Genomic DNA, 13,395 nt, shown 5'->3' with positions numbered 1-13,395 from the left:
AGGCGGTGATCCGATCAGAACGATAGAACGTCCGAAAATCGCGTCACGAGCCAACTTTCGGCGCGCTGAAGCCGATACTGGAGCGTCGAGCGGGGAACGCCGATGTCGTCCGCGACCTCGGCGACCGACGTTTTACGGGGCATCTCGTAATATCCGTGTTCGGTCGCGGCGATGAGCGCCTCCCGCTGGGCGGACGGGAGGTCCGCGACGGTGATCGTCGGTTCGTGCCACCGAGTCGTCGTTCCGAGTTGGTCGAGTTCGATTCGAACCCCGGACCGAAGGTTCCGCTGAATTCTGTCGTAGAGCGCCCCGACCGCAGCGTCCTCGCGCATGAGGATACGCCATCTGTACTCGTTCTCACGACGGGTCGTCTGAAACAGCAACCCGTCGCCGAGCAGTCGGACGGCGTAGTACGGAATCGAGTGGCACCCCTCCATCTCCGTGCGATACGCGTATATCGTCCGCGTACCGGAGTTCGTCTCCAAAATCTCGTAGTCACGGCGGGAACGGCAATCACTCCCGCCGACGCACTCGTTACAGTGGTCCGTATCGAGATACACCGATTCGAGCGCCGACAGCGCCTCGCTCGGCCCCGTGATTCGGTCCACCCGCCACATGCTCCGCTCCGTCACGCAACAGGAGAGGGATTTCGCCAGCATCGACGGGTGGTCGATGAACCGGTCCGTGAGCGGGTCGATACCCCGGTCGTATTTGACCGTGAAGACGAATTCGCGCATGGCGTACCTTGGCGTATGATGAGGAAGTGAATTTCGGCGAGGAAACACGAACCGCGGAAGCAGCACGTATCGACCGCGAGTTCACTCGGGACCTGTCGTTCGATCGACCGTATTCGGTTCATGCCAACCGAATACTCATCCGCATTGGCCACCTAGATGAGAGTGCAGCGAGCGGTAGCCCGGGCCATCCACCCGACTACCGATGACGCTTTCCAGGATACCGAAGCAATCAGACAGTACGCAGCGGAATCGCACACGAACACGAATATCGAACGCGAGGAGCAATCGCGAACACCGGCCGAGGAACGGTACGTCTGTCCGGAGTGCGGCGGAACGCTCACGCGGGACGCCGAACACGGCGAAACGGTCTGTCGGGAATGCGGTCTCGTGGTCGACGAAAACGAAATCGACCGCGGCCCGGACTGGCGAGCCTTCGATAGCCAAGAGCGCGACGAGAAATCGCGCATCGGTGCGCCGACGACCGAGCTATTGCACGACAAGGGGTTGTCGAGCAAAATCGGGTGGCAGAACCGCGACGTCCACGGGAGAGCCCTGTCGTCCCGCCAGCGCCAGAAGATGCAACGGCTCCGCACGTGGGACGAACGCTTCCGAACGCGGAACCACAAGGAGCGGAACCTCAAGCAGGCACTCGGCGAAATAGAGCGAATGGGGTCGGCGCTCGGGGTGCCGAAAAGCGTTCGCGAGACCGCGAGCGTCATCTATCGTCGGGCGCTCGACGAGGACCTCCTGCCGGGACGGTCGATAGAGGGAATCGCGACCGCCGCCGTCTACGCGGCACTGCGACAGGCCGCGGTTCCGCGTTCTATCGGCGAGGTCGTCAACGTAAGCCGCGTCGACGAGATGGAGTTCAAGCGGGCCTACCGATACATCGGGAAGGAACTCGGCCTCGAAATCCGGCCGCCGGACCCCGAAGATTACGTCGCCAAATACGCGTCGGACCTCGAGGTCAGCGACGAACTCGAAGCGCGCGCACACGACCTTCTCCGAAAGGCGAAGTCGGAAGGAGTCCACAACGGGAAAAGCCCCGTCGGACTCGCCGGAGCGGCGCTCTACGCCGCCGGAATCGTCACGACCGAAAAGTTGACCCAAGACGAGGTTTCGGAAGCGACGGGAGTCAGTAACGTGACCATCCGAAATCGCTATCAGGAACTCCTCGAAGTCGCCGATCAAAACGCGGCGTCCGTTACAGCAGACTGATGACGAAAGTTCTCGCGTGTCGGAACTGTAGCGCCCTCGTCGAGAAGTCTGCTCGGCGCTGTCCGGTGTGTAACGCCGCGCGTTTCACCGACGATTGGGCGGGATACGTACGAATCGCGCACCCGAACCGGAGCGAACTGGGCCGCAGCCTCGGTATCGCCGAACCGGGCCGGTACGCGCTCAAAGTTCGGTGAAAGACCGAGTTCCCGTCGCCGAATATCCCGAAATCGGGGGATAGCTCGGCGGTCGAAACGCCGGTAGTTTCGAACCGCTCAACGGTCGCTTCGTGCCGGGCGTCGGAGGTGCCGTTCGACGCGTTCCACCTTTTCGTCCACGTCGAGCGTTTCTTCGCGGAAGTGGTCTATTTTCAACGTCGTCAGCGTCCGTGACGCATCGACGGCCTCCGTGGCCGCCTCTGCGGCGGCGAACACTTCCGAGAGTTCGTCGGCCTGAATCGTCGTTTCCATCGGATGCGTCTCGTACCGAACGTCGAAGTCGTCCAGCGCGTCGACGGCCTTCGCGATTTCCGCGTCGAAGTCCACGGTCGCGTCGTCGAGCGGCGCGACGGAGAGCATCGCCGTGACAGTCATGCATCGACGTTCGTATCCCCGGATCATATAACCAAGTGATCGCCGACTCGTTTCGGAATCGTCCCGTCACGGCCAATCATTTTCCATACAATTTTGTGAAAATTTATTAATTAAATATGGTAAGAACTACTATTAGGGCGTGTTGTGTATGTGCATGGCATGGCCCCTCACTTCGGGATTCTATCGCTGGTACCACCGCTGTTAGCCATCATACTCGCCGTCATCACGCGACGAGCGATGTTGTCGCTGTTCATCGGCGTCTGGACGGGCGGCATCATCTACGGCGGGAGCATCGGCATCGCACAGACGTTCGATTGGATAATCTCCTCCATCGGAGAGAGCACGTTCAACGCGAAAATCCTCGTCTTCACGCTCCTGTTGGGGGCCGGAATCGCGCTCATCTGGCGGTTGGGCGGCGCATTGGCGATCACGCGTTTTGCCACCCGGCGAATCGACTCCCACCGAAAGGTCGGCGTCGCGGGATGGTTGCTCGGCCTCATCTGGAACTTCGACGACTACGCCAACAACGCCATCGTCGGCAGTTCGCTGAAGAACATCGCCGACGAGAAGCGCATGTCCCGCGAGAAGTTGGCGTACATCCTCGACTCCACGGCCGCGCCGATGGCGACCATCGGCATCTCCAGTTGGGTCGCGTTCGAAATCGGGTTGATAGCGGACCAGTACAAGAAACTCGGAATCGCCGAACAGACGCCTTCCGCGACGGCGACGTTTCTTCAGAGCGTGCCGTACAACATGTACTCGATACTGGCGCTGGCGATGGTCGGCATCATCGTCATCAGCGGGCGGGATTTCGGCGAAATGCTCGACGCCGAAAACCGCGCACAACGGACCGGAAACGTCATCCGTGACGACGCGAACCCGCTCCAAAACATCAAGGAGGACTTGGGCGAACCGGCGGACGACAACGCGCCCCTTCGGACGTTCGTCCTCCCCGTCTTCGCCCTCGTCGCCGTCGTCGTCGGCGGTGCGGTGATGATGGGATACGCGCCCGGTCGGACGACGATAGAGATGGTGAACAACACCAACATCGCGACGGCGCTCGTCTGGGGGTCGTTCTCCATGGTCGCGACGGCCGTTACGCTGGCGGTCGTGGGGGGAGTCATGACGCTCGACGAGACGATGGAGACCATCCTCGACGGGTTCGGGACGATGCTCCCGGCGGTCAGCATCCTCGTGCTGGCGTGGTCGATCGGTTCGGTCGCGGACGCGCTCGGCACCGGTGACTTCGTCACGCAGTACGTGTCGGGCGTCGTCTCGCCGACGATACTCCCCGTCGTCATCTTCATCACGTCCGCCGTCATCTCCCTCTCCATCGGCACGTCGTGGGGAACGATGTCGATAATGACGCCCATCGTCATCCCGTTAGCGTGGGAAATCGGGGGCAGTGCGCCGCAGTTCGTCGCCGTCGTGGTCGGTTCCATGTTCAGCGGCGCTATCTTCGGGGACAACTGTTCGCCCATCTCCGATACGACCGTCCTCGCGTCGACGTTCGCCGGGTCGGACCACATCGACCACGTCCGGACGCAGATGTACTACGCGTTCACCGTCCTCCTCGCGACGGCCTTCCTGTATCTGTTGTACGGGGTCACGAGCCTCGGCCCGCTCGTCCTGCTTCCCGTCGGCCTCGTGACGCTGGTAGTGCTGGTGTACGTGTTCTCGAACGTGGACGCTCGGCGCAAGAACCTCTCGGCGAAACCGGCATCGGGCGGGACGCCGAATCAAAACTTGATGAGCGACGACTGACCCCACGAACGGTGCTTTCGGAAGAATCGGAACTCGCCCACTTCAGTTTATTATGGCGGCGGAGATACATACGAACAGCACATGATTCACGATGCTCGCGTCCTGCAACCGCAGTTCGTCCCGGAAGAGGTCGAGCATCGAAACGCCGAGATGAACACGCTCTCGAACACGCTCAAACCCATCATGGACGGACAGAACGGCGAAACCTCGCTCCTGTTGGGACCGTCCGGCGCGGGGAAAACGTGCATCGCGAAGTTCACCATCGAGCGACTGCGCGAGAACGTCCTCGATATCGACCGCCAGTACGTCAACTGCTGGCAGGACTACACGCGATTTCAGGTCCTCTATCGCATTCTCGAAGGCATCGGCCAAACCGTCGACATCCACCGTCGGTCGACGCCGAAGGACGAACTCCTCGACCGTCTCCAACAGTACGACGGACCACAGTTCGTCGTCATCCTCGACGAAGTCGACCAGCTCGAGGACAAGAGCGTGTTGTACGACCTGTATCGGATGCCGACCGTCTCGATGGTACTCATCACGAACCGTGAGGACGAACTGTTTTCCCATCTCGACGGTCGGTTGGCCAGCCGACTTCGAACGTGTGTCCGGGTTCCGTTCGAGAAGTACCATCTCGACGAACTCGTTTCGATCCTCCGCGCTCGCGCCCGGTGGGGACTTTCGGAAGGCGCAATCGGAAACCGGGAACTCGAACTGATCGCGGACGCGGCGGCGGGCGATGCACGGGTCGAAATCGGCATCCTCCGGAACGCCGCACGTCGAGCGGACCAGAGCGGTTCGGACCACGTTACGACCGACATCGTTCGGGAGGCGATCCCGGACGGCCAGCGCGAGGTCCGACAGAAGACGATCGGCCAACTCAACGCCCATCAGCGCGCCCTCTACGATATTTTGGACGAACGGGGCGAGCTCAATCCGGGCGAACTTTACGAGGCGTATCGGGAACGCGTCGAAAATCCGAAAACGGATCGGACGGTCCGAAACCACCTCTCGAAGATGGAACACTATCGGCTCGTCGTGGCCGATGGAAAGAATCGAGCGCGAACGTACCAACTCCGCTAGTTCGCGCTTTCGGAAACGTCGGAAACGACCCTGTCTTGCCTATGGTTTCACCGAGAGATATCCCATTCGTGATGATGACTCGGAACGCACCACCGCTTCCCACGCCTGGAAACGGGAGTACAGCCTTCGATGATGACCGTAAAACGCGGGTCGCTCCGCCGGGAGATGGCTCGGTACGGACCACCCTCACGAATCGGAACGGGTTGCTTACGTCACGGCACCCGGCTATCGCGGATGCGAACACCGGCGCTCGAACGGAGGTGAGCGTCCGTGGGTCGAACTGATTCGACGTATCGTGACCTCCTCCGGGCGATGGAGAGCCGTTGGGAGGAGTATCGGCGAGGGCTCCATCGGGCCGACCAGCAGGTGTTCGACCGGCTCTTCGAGTTCGCACGGGCACACGCCGAAGCGAGCCGATTGCAGACGCCTCGGCTCGTGGAGATTCCCGCGCTCGTCTCGATCCTCCTCGAACAGCAAAAGCGGATCGACGACCTCGAAGACCGCCTCGATCATATCGAGCGGGATTTAAACGACCGAGGATGAGGCGATGGTGTATAAATCGACGACGGAGACGGCGACGCACTCACTTGGTCGGTGCTGACCCGCATCGAATTTGAAGAGTCGTACGCCTAGCGTAGTGAAAGTGAGCGTACTCTACCGCGATCGGGATTCGACCGCTTCCGCTCGAATCGTGGACACGGTGGCCGTACTGTCCCTCTCTTCCTGCCGATTCTTCCAGCCCGGGATTTTCTGAGATGTGTGATCGATGTTTATTTTTATGGTCGCATCGGCCCTTCCGTACGATGGAGAAATCGGCATCACCATCACGCTGGTTGCTTATCGGGCTTGCGGCGACCGTAATGGGTGCTGCGGGTACCTATCAATTCATCTGGTCGTCTCTGAGCGGTGCGGTAGGTACGCGGATAGCAGCGTCCGAGACCGCCTTGAGTACAGTGTTCACCCTGTACATCGTCGCACAAACCCTCGTTCAGTTGCCCGCAGGACGTATTCGCGACCGATTCGGTCCGCAAAAACTGTTGGTCGCTTCGGGGATTTCGATGTTCGCTGGCTACGCAGGGACGGCAATCGCATCGTCCATCCTCTCTATTTATCTCTCCTATATCGTTGGTGGTGTGGGTGCGGGTATCGCGTACACCGTGGCGGTGAATACATCCGTGAAGTGGTTCGACGAGCGGCGAGGACTCGCAACGGGACTCGTCACGATGGCGTACGGTGGGATAAGCGTCCTTCTCATTCCGCTACTTCGCGAGTATATCGATACGCGATTCACAGCGACGCTTCTCGTGCTCGGTGGAATCGTGGGCGTCCTCGGAATCCTTGCAGGGCTTATCCTCCGGGACCCCGACGACCGTACATCTGCCACGGGGGAGGGGACTGGCTCCGTAGCACGGAAGGAGGCAGATCGGGGTGAACTGATGGACGAGTCGGCCGCCGTTGGATGGCGAACGGCAGCGAAGACGTGGCAATTTTGGTTGTTTTACGGTGTCTTGGTCGTCGTCAACGGTGTCGGCCTGATGCTTATCGGACAGTCGGTACAGCTGACGACCGAGTTGGGCCTCTCCGCCGCGGTTGCGACATCGGTCGCTTCAGTTGTCGCACTTGCCGATGGTGCTGGCATCCTCATCATCAGTAGTCTATCGGACACGTTCGGTGGTGAACGAACCGCGGGCGTCTCGCTTCTCCTGTGCAGCATGTCACTCGCCGGTGCGATTGCCGCCGCAAATCAACATCATCCGGTACTGTTTTTGCTCTTGGCGGGAGGAGCAGCCTTCTTCCGAAGCCCGGTGTTCTCCATCTTTCCCAATCTCGTCGGCAGTTACTATGGTGAAGCGCGTTCGTCCGAGAACTACGCGCTCATCTACACTGCAAAGGTTCCGGGTGGTGTGTTCGGTGGGACCGTAGCCAGCGTGCTCGTCTCGCTTCTCGGCTGGTCGATGTCGTTCTATCTCGGTGCCGGTCTCATCGCACTTGCGGGCCTATCGACGTTATCGCTCACGCCCACAACGACCGTTCCGAAAGAGGCCCCGACTACAGATCAGTGATATTCCCGCTCGAGCGCGAGAACGCCTCCGAGTCGTAGGTTCCTCACGGAGTCGCTCGGAACGCATCGTCCGGGTTGCAGGAACCGGCCTTTTACTGTTCACGAACCATAACGTCCATTCACGGAGTTGCCATATGTCACGGTATAAAGTCGAGTGTGTGAGCCTCGACTACGACTCACAGTACGATGATTGCCGTCGTGTCGAGGAGATCGGATTCCGAACCGAAAGTGGCGGGATAACTACCCGAACGCCGCGTCAAGTGTACGAAATGATAAACCAAGACGGCGATACGGTCCTCGTCGAGTACAGGGGGGACCTTACCGAGGTGATCGGTGCGACCCACGGAACGACGAAATACGTTCGGACGGAGTCGACGGACACCGAGGACGATGCGCTACTGAAAAAACCGAGCTGTTGAGAGCGCAACGACGGACGTCACGGGATGCGGGCCTGCGACGGACGGGACCGCTCGTCGTTCGCGTGAGGCGGCTACCCGGCAAACATCGAGACACACTGAATTTGCAAGCTTTACCCTTATGAAGATACGAACCCAACGTATGTATGAGGGGTGGTGTCACATAGCAAGGAAAACGGATAGCAGATATGCGAAATTGCCGAGAGGTCATCATTGAACGAGGATTTCTCCATCGGATGTGGGCGAACCATCGTAACTGCTGAAGTGCTCATTCAGTCCTACATCTCGTTTTATGCCCGGACGGACACCGTTCCATAGGCGATGGAATCCGGATAGTTGCCGTCCATTACATACGAGGAACGTCTCCGATTCGATCGGCCGAAACGCCGAACGAGTCGATTCGGGAACGAATCTGGAAATCGAGGGGTCCCGAACCGGCCGAGTTCCAAAGGTTAATGCGAAGGGTATGCCAATAGGTACCGAATGTTCAGGGCGAAACTCCATTTAAACCTGCAAACGGACTGCATCCTCAGTGAGGTTACGAGCCGGTGGAATACCTCGTTCACCGCGAATCACGAGGAAGTCATCGACGACGAGTACCTGAATTTCGTCATCGATGCGGGGGACAAAGTCGAGGAGTTCATCGAGGCGTTCGAAAATTCCGAGCAGGTGAAGCACGTCGAACGACTCGACGAAAGCCATATCAAACTCACCAAGCGTTCCTGTGGGGCACTTCCCATCATCAGACGGAATCACGGCATGCTCCAATGGTGGGACCGGGTGAGTGGCACACAGCGCGTGTTCAATATCGTCGTCTTCCGGCGGGAAGACCTCCGAAATATCGTCGGTGAACTCCGCGAGATCGGAACCGTACAACTCGAACAACTCACACCGTATCGCGCCTCGGAAGGACTCCTCTCGGACAGACAGGCGGAGGTAATCAACGCCGCTCTCGACGGCGGATATTACGAATGGCCGCGAGAGAGGGACGCGAAATCGCTGGCCGCCGAACTTGACATCAGTCACACCACCTTCCTCGAACACCTCCGAAAAGCGGAGCGGACGCTGCTCGGGAGCGTCCTGAATCAAAACGTTCGGAGTGAGGATGCCCGTAGCGATGAACTGCACGCCAGCCACGAATCCCCGATGAGGAGTGTGAACTAACCTACACCTTATTTAAAAAGCCAACAAGTGAAGGGGAGAGAACCATCACCCATCGGGAATGTCATCTATTATCATGGCGCATGAGCCCACAACACGAAGACGGTTTCTCCGGATAGCGGGAACCGGAACGATAGTCGCGGCCGCAGGATGCACCGATAGACCGGACGACGGCGGGTCGGACGGAGGAGAGAACGGAGACGGAAACGGAGGCGGAAACGGTGGAGGAAACGGCGACCAGTCGAAGAAAATCCAGTATCTCTCGGATCGCGGCGATTCGAAAGACGTTATCGACCAGATAATCTCGGAGTTCGAGGAGAAACACGATTACACGGTCGAGGTCACGTACACCTCCAAGGGGAAATCGACCGACGAACAGTTACAGAAGATGAAGGCGGCGGGCAATCCCCCGGATATCGTCTTCGACACGTCCGCGGACGCGTACCGGTACCACCGCAACGGGAATCTCGCATCGGTCAGTGATGCGGTCCAGGGAACGGGCCTTCCGGATCCCGTCAACGTCGGCGGCGAGTCGTACTTCGCCGCGACCATGGTCGAACCCCTGATGGGATGGTACCGAAACGACCTCTTCCAAGAGAACCCCACGACGTGGGAGAAATGGACGTCCGAGGCGAAACGCGTCTCCGAACAGGAGGACATCAAAGGATACGTCGTGCAGTCGGGGCAGACGAACAACGCCGACACGCAGATCACCCAATACCACTGGCAAAACGGAGTCAACCTCTACAGCGGACCGTCCGACGATATCGAAGTCACCATCGACAAGGGAGACAACAGAAAGCGCGCCGTCGAGACGTACGAATGGATACAGCAGATGGCGGAGTACTCGCCGAACGGGGCGGGGTGGGAGTGGGGCGACGCGATCGCCGCGCTCCAACAGGAGAACGCCGCGGCCATCATGAGCGTCGGCGGACTGCCGATCCTCACCATCGCTTCCAATCGACCGGACCTCGTCGATAAACTGTCACCGACCCCCTTCCCACTTCCGAGCGGCGAGAAGCAGGAGAAGTGGTGGGCGTACATGGAGGGACACGTCGTCTGGAAGAACGGCAAGGCCACAGAGGGTGCGAAGAAGTTCGTGGACTTCTTCAGCAAGTCGGATAAGTTCATGGACTTCGTCCTCTCCGCGCCGCTGTTCCAGTTCCCGCCGACGAAGGAGATGCTGGACAGCGACGCGGTGAAAAACAACGAGACGATCAAACAACACCCGGAGGTACTCGACCTCGTTCGGAACAACTGGGACGCGTTCACGTCGATTCTGGCGACGGGCGAGAACGGCCAACCGAACATCGTCGCCGCCGACGCGTACGGTCAGCAGGTGTTCGGTCAGTCGGCCGAACAGATGCTCGTCGGGGGTAAATCCCCCGAGGAGACCGTCGATTGGGTCGCAAAAAAGCTGCGAGGGCTTCAGGAGTAATCGCCGACTCCCATGAGTACGGCAGATTCCCTCAAATCCTCGTTCACCCGACTCGACGAACGTCAGTTGCTACTGTTGGTGACGTTCATCCCGTTCACGGCGTTCTTTACGGTCGTCTGGCTAATCCCCATCGGATACGCCCTTTGGATGAGCCTCCTCCACGACCCGACCGGCGCGGCGACGTTCACGGGACTGTGGAACTACGTCGATATCCTAACGAGCAGCGACTTCCCGATATTCCTGTGGCATAGCATCGTCTACGCCCTCTCGACGACCGTCCTCAGCCTGCTCGTCGGTCTCGGACTCGCGCTCGTCGTCAATCAGGAGATCCGAGGCGGAAGCGTCCTCCGGACGATGATGATCTTCCCGTATCTCCTCCCCACGCTGGTCGTCATCTTCGTTTGGAAGTTCATCCTCGACCCGAACGTCGGCGTTCTCAACCAGTGGCTCGTTCAGGCAGGGCTCGTCGACGATCCCATCGCGTTCTTCTCGACCATCACGTGGGCGATGCCCGCGGTGGTCATCACCAGCGTGTGGAAGTTCGGCTCGTTCGCCTTCTTCATCCTCTTGGCGCGCTTGCAGGCCATCGACCCGAACCTCTACGAACGGGCGCGGGTCGAGGGTGCCTCGACGTGGCAGGCGTTCCGGGACATCACCCTCCCGCACCTGCGCGGGGCCATCCTCATCATCCTCCTCGTGCGGGGGATTTGGATGTTCAACAAGTTCGACATCATTTACCTCTCGACGCGGGGAGGACCGCTGAAAGCGACGACTACCCTGCCCATTCGTGTGTACGAGATCGCGTTCGAAGCGGTCGATTTCGGCGGCGCGACGGCGCTCGCGGGAATCATGTTCTTCCTGCTCGCGGGCGTCGCCGTGGTCTACTTCTACGTGTTCGAACCCGAAAAGGAGGTGGCTCGCTGATGGCGTTCGGTGAAGGGGCCGCCGGATCGGTCGTTCCCCAACGTCTCCAGCAGCGGGTGAAACGTATCGCCGTGATCCTCACGGCGTTGCTGGTGGCCGTGTTCGTGACGTTCCCGGTCTACATCATGGTCTCCATCGCGGTGCAGTCGCCCGCGGCGGTGTTCGAAGGTGGAGCGGTCCACCTGTTGATCGATTCGGTGACGTTCAGGAATTTCCGGGTGCTGTTCGAGGAAACGAACACGGTTCGGTACTTCACGAACAGCATCATCGTCACCGCGAGTTCGACCCTGATGTCCACCGCGCTCGCGGTGGCGGCGGGCTACGGTCTCACCAGATTCGATTTCACGGGAAAGACGCTGGCGGCACGGGCGGTTCTGTTCGCGTACATGTTCAGTCCCATCGTGCTGGCGATACCGCTGTACGTCATCTTCTACACGCTCGGGTTGCTGAACAGCTACTTTGCGCTGGCGATGGCGCTGACCGGCATCTCCGCGCCGTTCACCATCTGGCTCATGTGGCAGTACTTCCAGACGATCCCGATATCGCTGGAGGAGTCCGCGTGGACCAAAGGGGCGAGTCGAACGCGCACGCTCTGGGACGTCGTTCTTCCGGTCGCGCGACCGGGGTACATCTCGGCGTCCATCTTCGCGTTCGCCGTCGCGTGGAACGATTTCACCATGGCCCGCGTGGTCATGAGCAGCGACGAGATGTACACCATCACGGTCGGGGCGAGCCTGTTTCTCGACCGTGTCACCATCGGCTGGGGTGAGACGATGGCCGTTTCGCTCTTGATCTGCATCCCGCCGTTCCTCATCGCCCTGTTCCTCCAGAACTACCTGCTTCAGGGCTTCAACGTCGGAGGTCTCGAATAATGGCACGCCCAATTCACATCGATTCGGTTCACAAGGAGTATCGATCCGCCGGTGCGGTCCACGTCGCCGTCGACGACCTTTCGCTGTCGATTCCAGAGGGATCGTTCACGACGCTCGTCGGGCCGTCCGGTTGCGGCAAAACGACGACGCTGCGAATGATCGCCGGATTGGAGACGCCCACGGAGGGTCGCATAGCGTTCGGAGAACAGGACGTTACCGACCTCTCCCCCCAGGACCGTAACTGTGCGATGGTCTTCCAGTCGATCGCACTGTACCCGCACATGACGGTTCGACAGAACATCGGCTACGGGTTGAAGGTCCAAGGGGTACCACGCGAGAAGCGAAACGACCGCATCGAGGAAGCCGCGACGGTCCTCCAGATTTCCGAGCAACTGGAAAAGATGCCCGCGGAACTCTCGGGGGGACAGCAACAACGAGTGGCGCTCGGGTCGGCCTTCGTCCAAGACCCGGACGTACTCCTGCTCGACGAGCCGATGAGCGACCTCGACGCGCAACTGAAGGCCGAACTTCGCGTCGAAGTCCAGCGGTTACATCAGGAACTCGATGCGACGATGGTCTACGTCACGCACGACCAGACGGAGGCGATGACGATGAGCGACCACGTCGTCCTCCTCAACAGCGGGCAACTCGAACAGTTCGCCCCGCCGGGCGAGTTGTTCGACCGCCCCGTCTCGAAGTACGTCAGCCGATTCATCGGAACCCCCTCGACGAACCTCCTGCCCGCGACGGTCGTCGAACGCGACGGCTCTTATGTCCTCGATGGGGACGGGTTCGAGATTCCGGCGTCGGCCGATCGCTTCGCGAACCGCATCGGCGAACCGATCACCCTCGGAATCCGTCCGCAGTACCTCTCCCCCGACGGCGGCGAGCATCGATTCACCGTGATCGTCGACGTCGTCGAGCAACTCGGGACGGAGTTCGTCGTCCACGGACGGTCGAACGACACCAACATCGACGTCGTGTCCTCCACGCTCGGGCACGTCAATCACGGGGACGAAATCGTCGTCGAGTTCGACGAGAGCGACTTGTTCGTGTTCGATGACGACGGGAAAACGATATGTTACGGCGACGAACTCACGAACCACTCCCCGAAACAGCAGCGGTAATCG

General features: G+C 60.0%; 15 protein-coding genes. 13 read left to right on the top strand and 2 right to left on the bottom strand.

What is annotated here, in order from left to right; genetic code table 11:
• Positions 1 to 14 precede the first annotated feature (14 nt).
• Positions 15 to 737, bottom strand: a complete 723-nt coding sequence (locus tag LJF34_RS22710) for a helix-turn-helix domain-containing protein (RefSeq protein WP_231188075.1) — start codon at positions 735 to 737, stop codon at positions 15 to 17.
• Between the two features lie 267 nt (positions 738 to 1,004).
• On the opposite strand from LJF34_RS22710, the gene LJF34_RS22705 reads away from it, so the two are divergent.
• Complete coding sequence (locus tag LJF34_RS22705) at positions 1,005 to 1,955, top strand: TFIIB-type zinc ribbon-containing protein (protein ID WP_231188224.1); 951 nt, start codon at positions 1,005 to 1,007, stop codon at positions 1,953 to 1,955.
• Positions 1,955 to 2,149, top strand: coding sequence for a transcription elongation factor subunit Spt4 (spt4, locus tag LJF34_RS22700; protein ID WP_231188074.1), 195 nt, complete (start codon positions 1,955 to 1,957; stop codon positions 2,147 to 2,149). Before LJF34_RS22705 ends, spt4 begins: the two co-directional genes overlap by 1 nt.
• A 78-nt stretch (positions 2,150 to 2,227) precedes the next feature.
• On the opposite strand, the gene LJF34_RS22695 is transcribed toward spt4, so the two are convergent.
• Entirely contained in the window at positions 2,228 to 2,545 is a 318-nt protein-coding gene (locus LJF34_RS22695) for a thiamine-binding protein (protein ID WP_231188073.1), read from the bottom strand.
• A 159-nt stretch (positions 2,546 to 2,704) separates the two neighbouring features.
• On the opposite strand from LJF34_RS22695, the gene LJF34_RS22690 reads away from it, so the two are divergent.
• The 11 genes from LJF34_RS22690 to LJF34_RS22640 all read left to right on the top strand — a co-directional run bounded on the left by LJF34_RS22690 (position 2,705) and on the right by LJF34_RS22640 (position 13,392).
• The gene (locus tag LJF34_RS22690; RefSeq protein WP_231188072.1) at positions 2,705 to 4,309 is read left to right on the top strand and encodes a Na+/H+ antiporter NhaC family protein; all 1,605 of its coding nucleotides are present in this window, start codon (positions 2,705 to 2,707) and stop codon (positions 4,307 to 4,309) included.
• Positions 4,310 to 4,390: 81 nt separating this feature from the next.
• Entirely contained in the window at positions 4,391 to 5,392 is a 1,002-nt protein-coding gene (locus tag LJF34_RS22685; protein WP_231188071.1) for a Cdc6/Cdc18 family protein, read from the top strand.
• Between the two features lie 74 nt (positions 5,393 to 5,466).
• A complete protein-coding gene (locus LJF34_RS22680; RefSeq protein ID WP_231188070.1) occupies positions 5,467 to 5,676 on the top strand; it encodes a hypothetical protein in 210 nt (69 codons plus the stop codon).
• Positions 5,663 to 5,935 (top strand): hypothetical protein, encoded by a 273-nt coding sequence (locus LJF34_RS22675; RefSeq protein ID WP_231188069.1) that lies wholly within the window; start codon positions 5,663 to 5,665, stop codon positions 5,933 to 5,935. The genes LJF34_RS22680 and LJF34_RS22675 overlap by 14 nt, the downstream gene beginning before the upstream one ends.
• 260 nt (positions 5,936 to 6,195) lie before the next feature.
• Positions 6,196 to 7,455, top strand: coding sequence for an MFS transporter (locus LJF34_RS22670; RefSeq protein ID WP_231188068.1), 1,260 nt, complete (start codon positions 6,196 to 6,198; stop codon positions 7,453 to 7,455).
• Positions 7,456 to 7,588: 133 nt separating this feature from the next.
• On the top strand, positions 7,589 to 7,873 hold the full coding sequence (locus LJF34_RS22665) for a hypothetical protein (protein ID WP_231188066.1): 285 nt from the start codon (positions 7,589 to 7,591) through the stop codon (positions 7,871 to 7,873).
• A gap of 480 nt (positions 7,874 to 8,353) precedes the next feature.
• The gene (locus tag LJF34_RS22660; protein ID WP_231188064.1) at positions 8,354 to 9,034 is read left to right on the top strand and encodes a helix-turn-helix domain-containing protein; all 681 of its coding nucleotides are present in this window, start codon (positions 8,354 to 8,356) and stop codon (positions 9,032 to 9,034) included.
• A gap of 73 nt (positions 9,035 to 9,107) precedes the next feature.
• On the top strand, positions 9,108 to 10,469 hold the full coding sequence (locus LJF34_RS22655) for an extracellular solute-binding protein (RefSeq protein WP_231188062.1): 1,362 nt from the start codon (positions 9,108 to 9,110) through the stop codon (positions 10,467 to 10,469).
• A 12-nt stretch (positions 10,470 to 10,481) separates the two neighbouring features.
• Positions 10,482 to 11,393: a sugar ABC transporter permease gene (locus LJF34_RS22650; RefSeq protein WP_231188060.1), complete on the top strand. Its 912-nt coding sequence runs from the start codon at positions 10,482 to 10,484 to the stop codon at positions 11,391 to 11,393.
• Positions 11,393 to 12,265, top strand: coding sequence for a carbohydrate ABC transporter permease (locus LJF34_RS22645; RefSeq protein WP_231188058.1), 873 nt, complete (start codon positions 11,393 to 11,395; stop codon positions 12,263 to 12,265). Before LJF34_RS22650 ends, LJF34_RS22645 begins: the two co-directional genes overlap by 1 nt.
• Positions 12,265 to 13,392 carry an ABC transporter ATP-binding protein gene (locus LJF34_RS22640; RefSeq protein WP_231188056.1) on the top strand — a complete coding sequence of 376 codons (1,128 nt, stop codon included), beginning with the start codon at positions 12,265 to 12,267 and terminating at the stop codon, positions 13,390 to 13,392. The genes LJF34_RS22645 and LJF34_RS22640 overlap by 1 nt, the downstream gene beginning before the upstream one ends.
• The last annotated feature ends 3 nt before the right edge of the window (positions 13,393 to 13,395 follow it).

The sequence above is a fragment of the Haladaptatus sp. DYF46 genome (assembly GCF_021083305.1).
GTDB lineage: Archaea > Halobacteriota > Halobacteria > Halobacteriales > Haladaptataceae > Haladaptatus.
This window is presented reverse-complemented; position numbering and strand designations above follow the sequence as displayed.

Bases quoted from the DNA above. Each gene is read 5' to 3' on its own strand.
- LJF34_RS22710 (WP_231188075.1), bottom strand. From the start codon at position 737: ATGCGCGAATTCGTCTTCACGGTCAAATACGACCGGGGTATCGACCCG.
- spt4 (WP_231188074.1), top strand. From the start codon at position 1,955: ATGACGAAAGTTCTCGCGTGTCGGAACTGTAGCGCCCTCGTCGAGAAG.
- LJF34_RS22695 (WP_231188073.1), bottom strand. From the start codon at position 2,545: ATGACTGTCACGGCGATGCTCTCCGTCGCGCCGCTCGACGACGCGACC.
- LJF34_RS22690 (WP_231188072.1), top strand. From the start codon at position 2,705: ATGGCCCCTCACTTCGGGATTCTATCGCTGGTACCACCGCTGTTAGCC.
- LJF34_RS22685 (WP_231188071.1), top strand. From the start codon at position 4,391: ATGATTCACGATGCTCGCGTCCTGCAACCGCAGTTCGTCCCGGAAGAG.
- LJF34_RS22680 (WP_231188070.1), top strand. From the start codon at position 5,467: ATGACTCGGAACGCACCACCGCTTCCCACGCCTGGAAACGGGAGTACA.
- LJF34_RS22670 (WP_231188068.1), top strand. From the start codon at position 6,196: ATGGAGAAATCGGCATCACCATCACGCTGGTTGCTTATCGGGCTTGCG.
- LJF34_RS22665 (WP_231188066.1), top strand. From the start codon at position 7,589: ATGTCACGGTATAAAGTCGAGTGTGTGAGCCTCGACTACGACTCACAG.
- LJF34_RS22660 (WP_231188064.1), top strand. From the start codon at position 8,354: ATGTTCAGGGCGAAACTCCATTTAAACCTGCAAACGGACTGCATCCTC.
- LJF34_RS22655 (WP_231188062.1), top strand. From the start codon at position 9,108: ATGGCGCATGAGCCCACAACACGAAGACGGTTTCTCCGGATAGCGGGA.
- LJF34_RS22650 (WP_231188060.1), top strand. From the start codon at position 10,482: ATGAGTACGGCAGATTCCCTCAAATCCTCGTTCACCCGACTCGACGAA.
- LJF34_RS22645 (WP_231188058.1), top strand. From the start codon at position 11,393: ATGGCGTTCGGTGAAGGGGCCGCCGGATCGGTCGTTCCCCAACGTCTC.
- LJF34_RS22640 (WP_231188056.1), top strand. From the start codon at position 12,265: ATGGCACGCCCAATTCACATCGATTCGGTTCACAAGGAGTATCGATCC.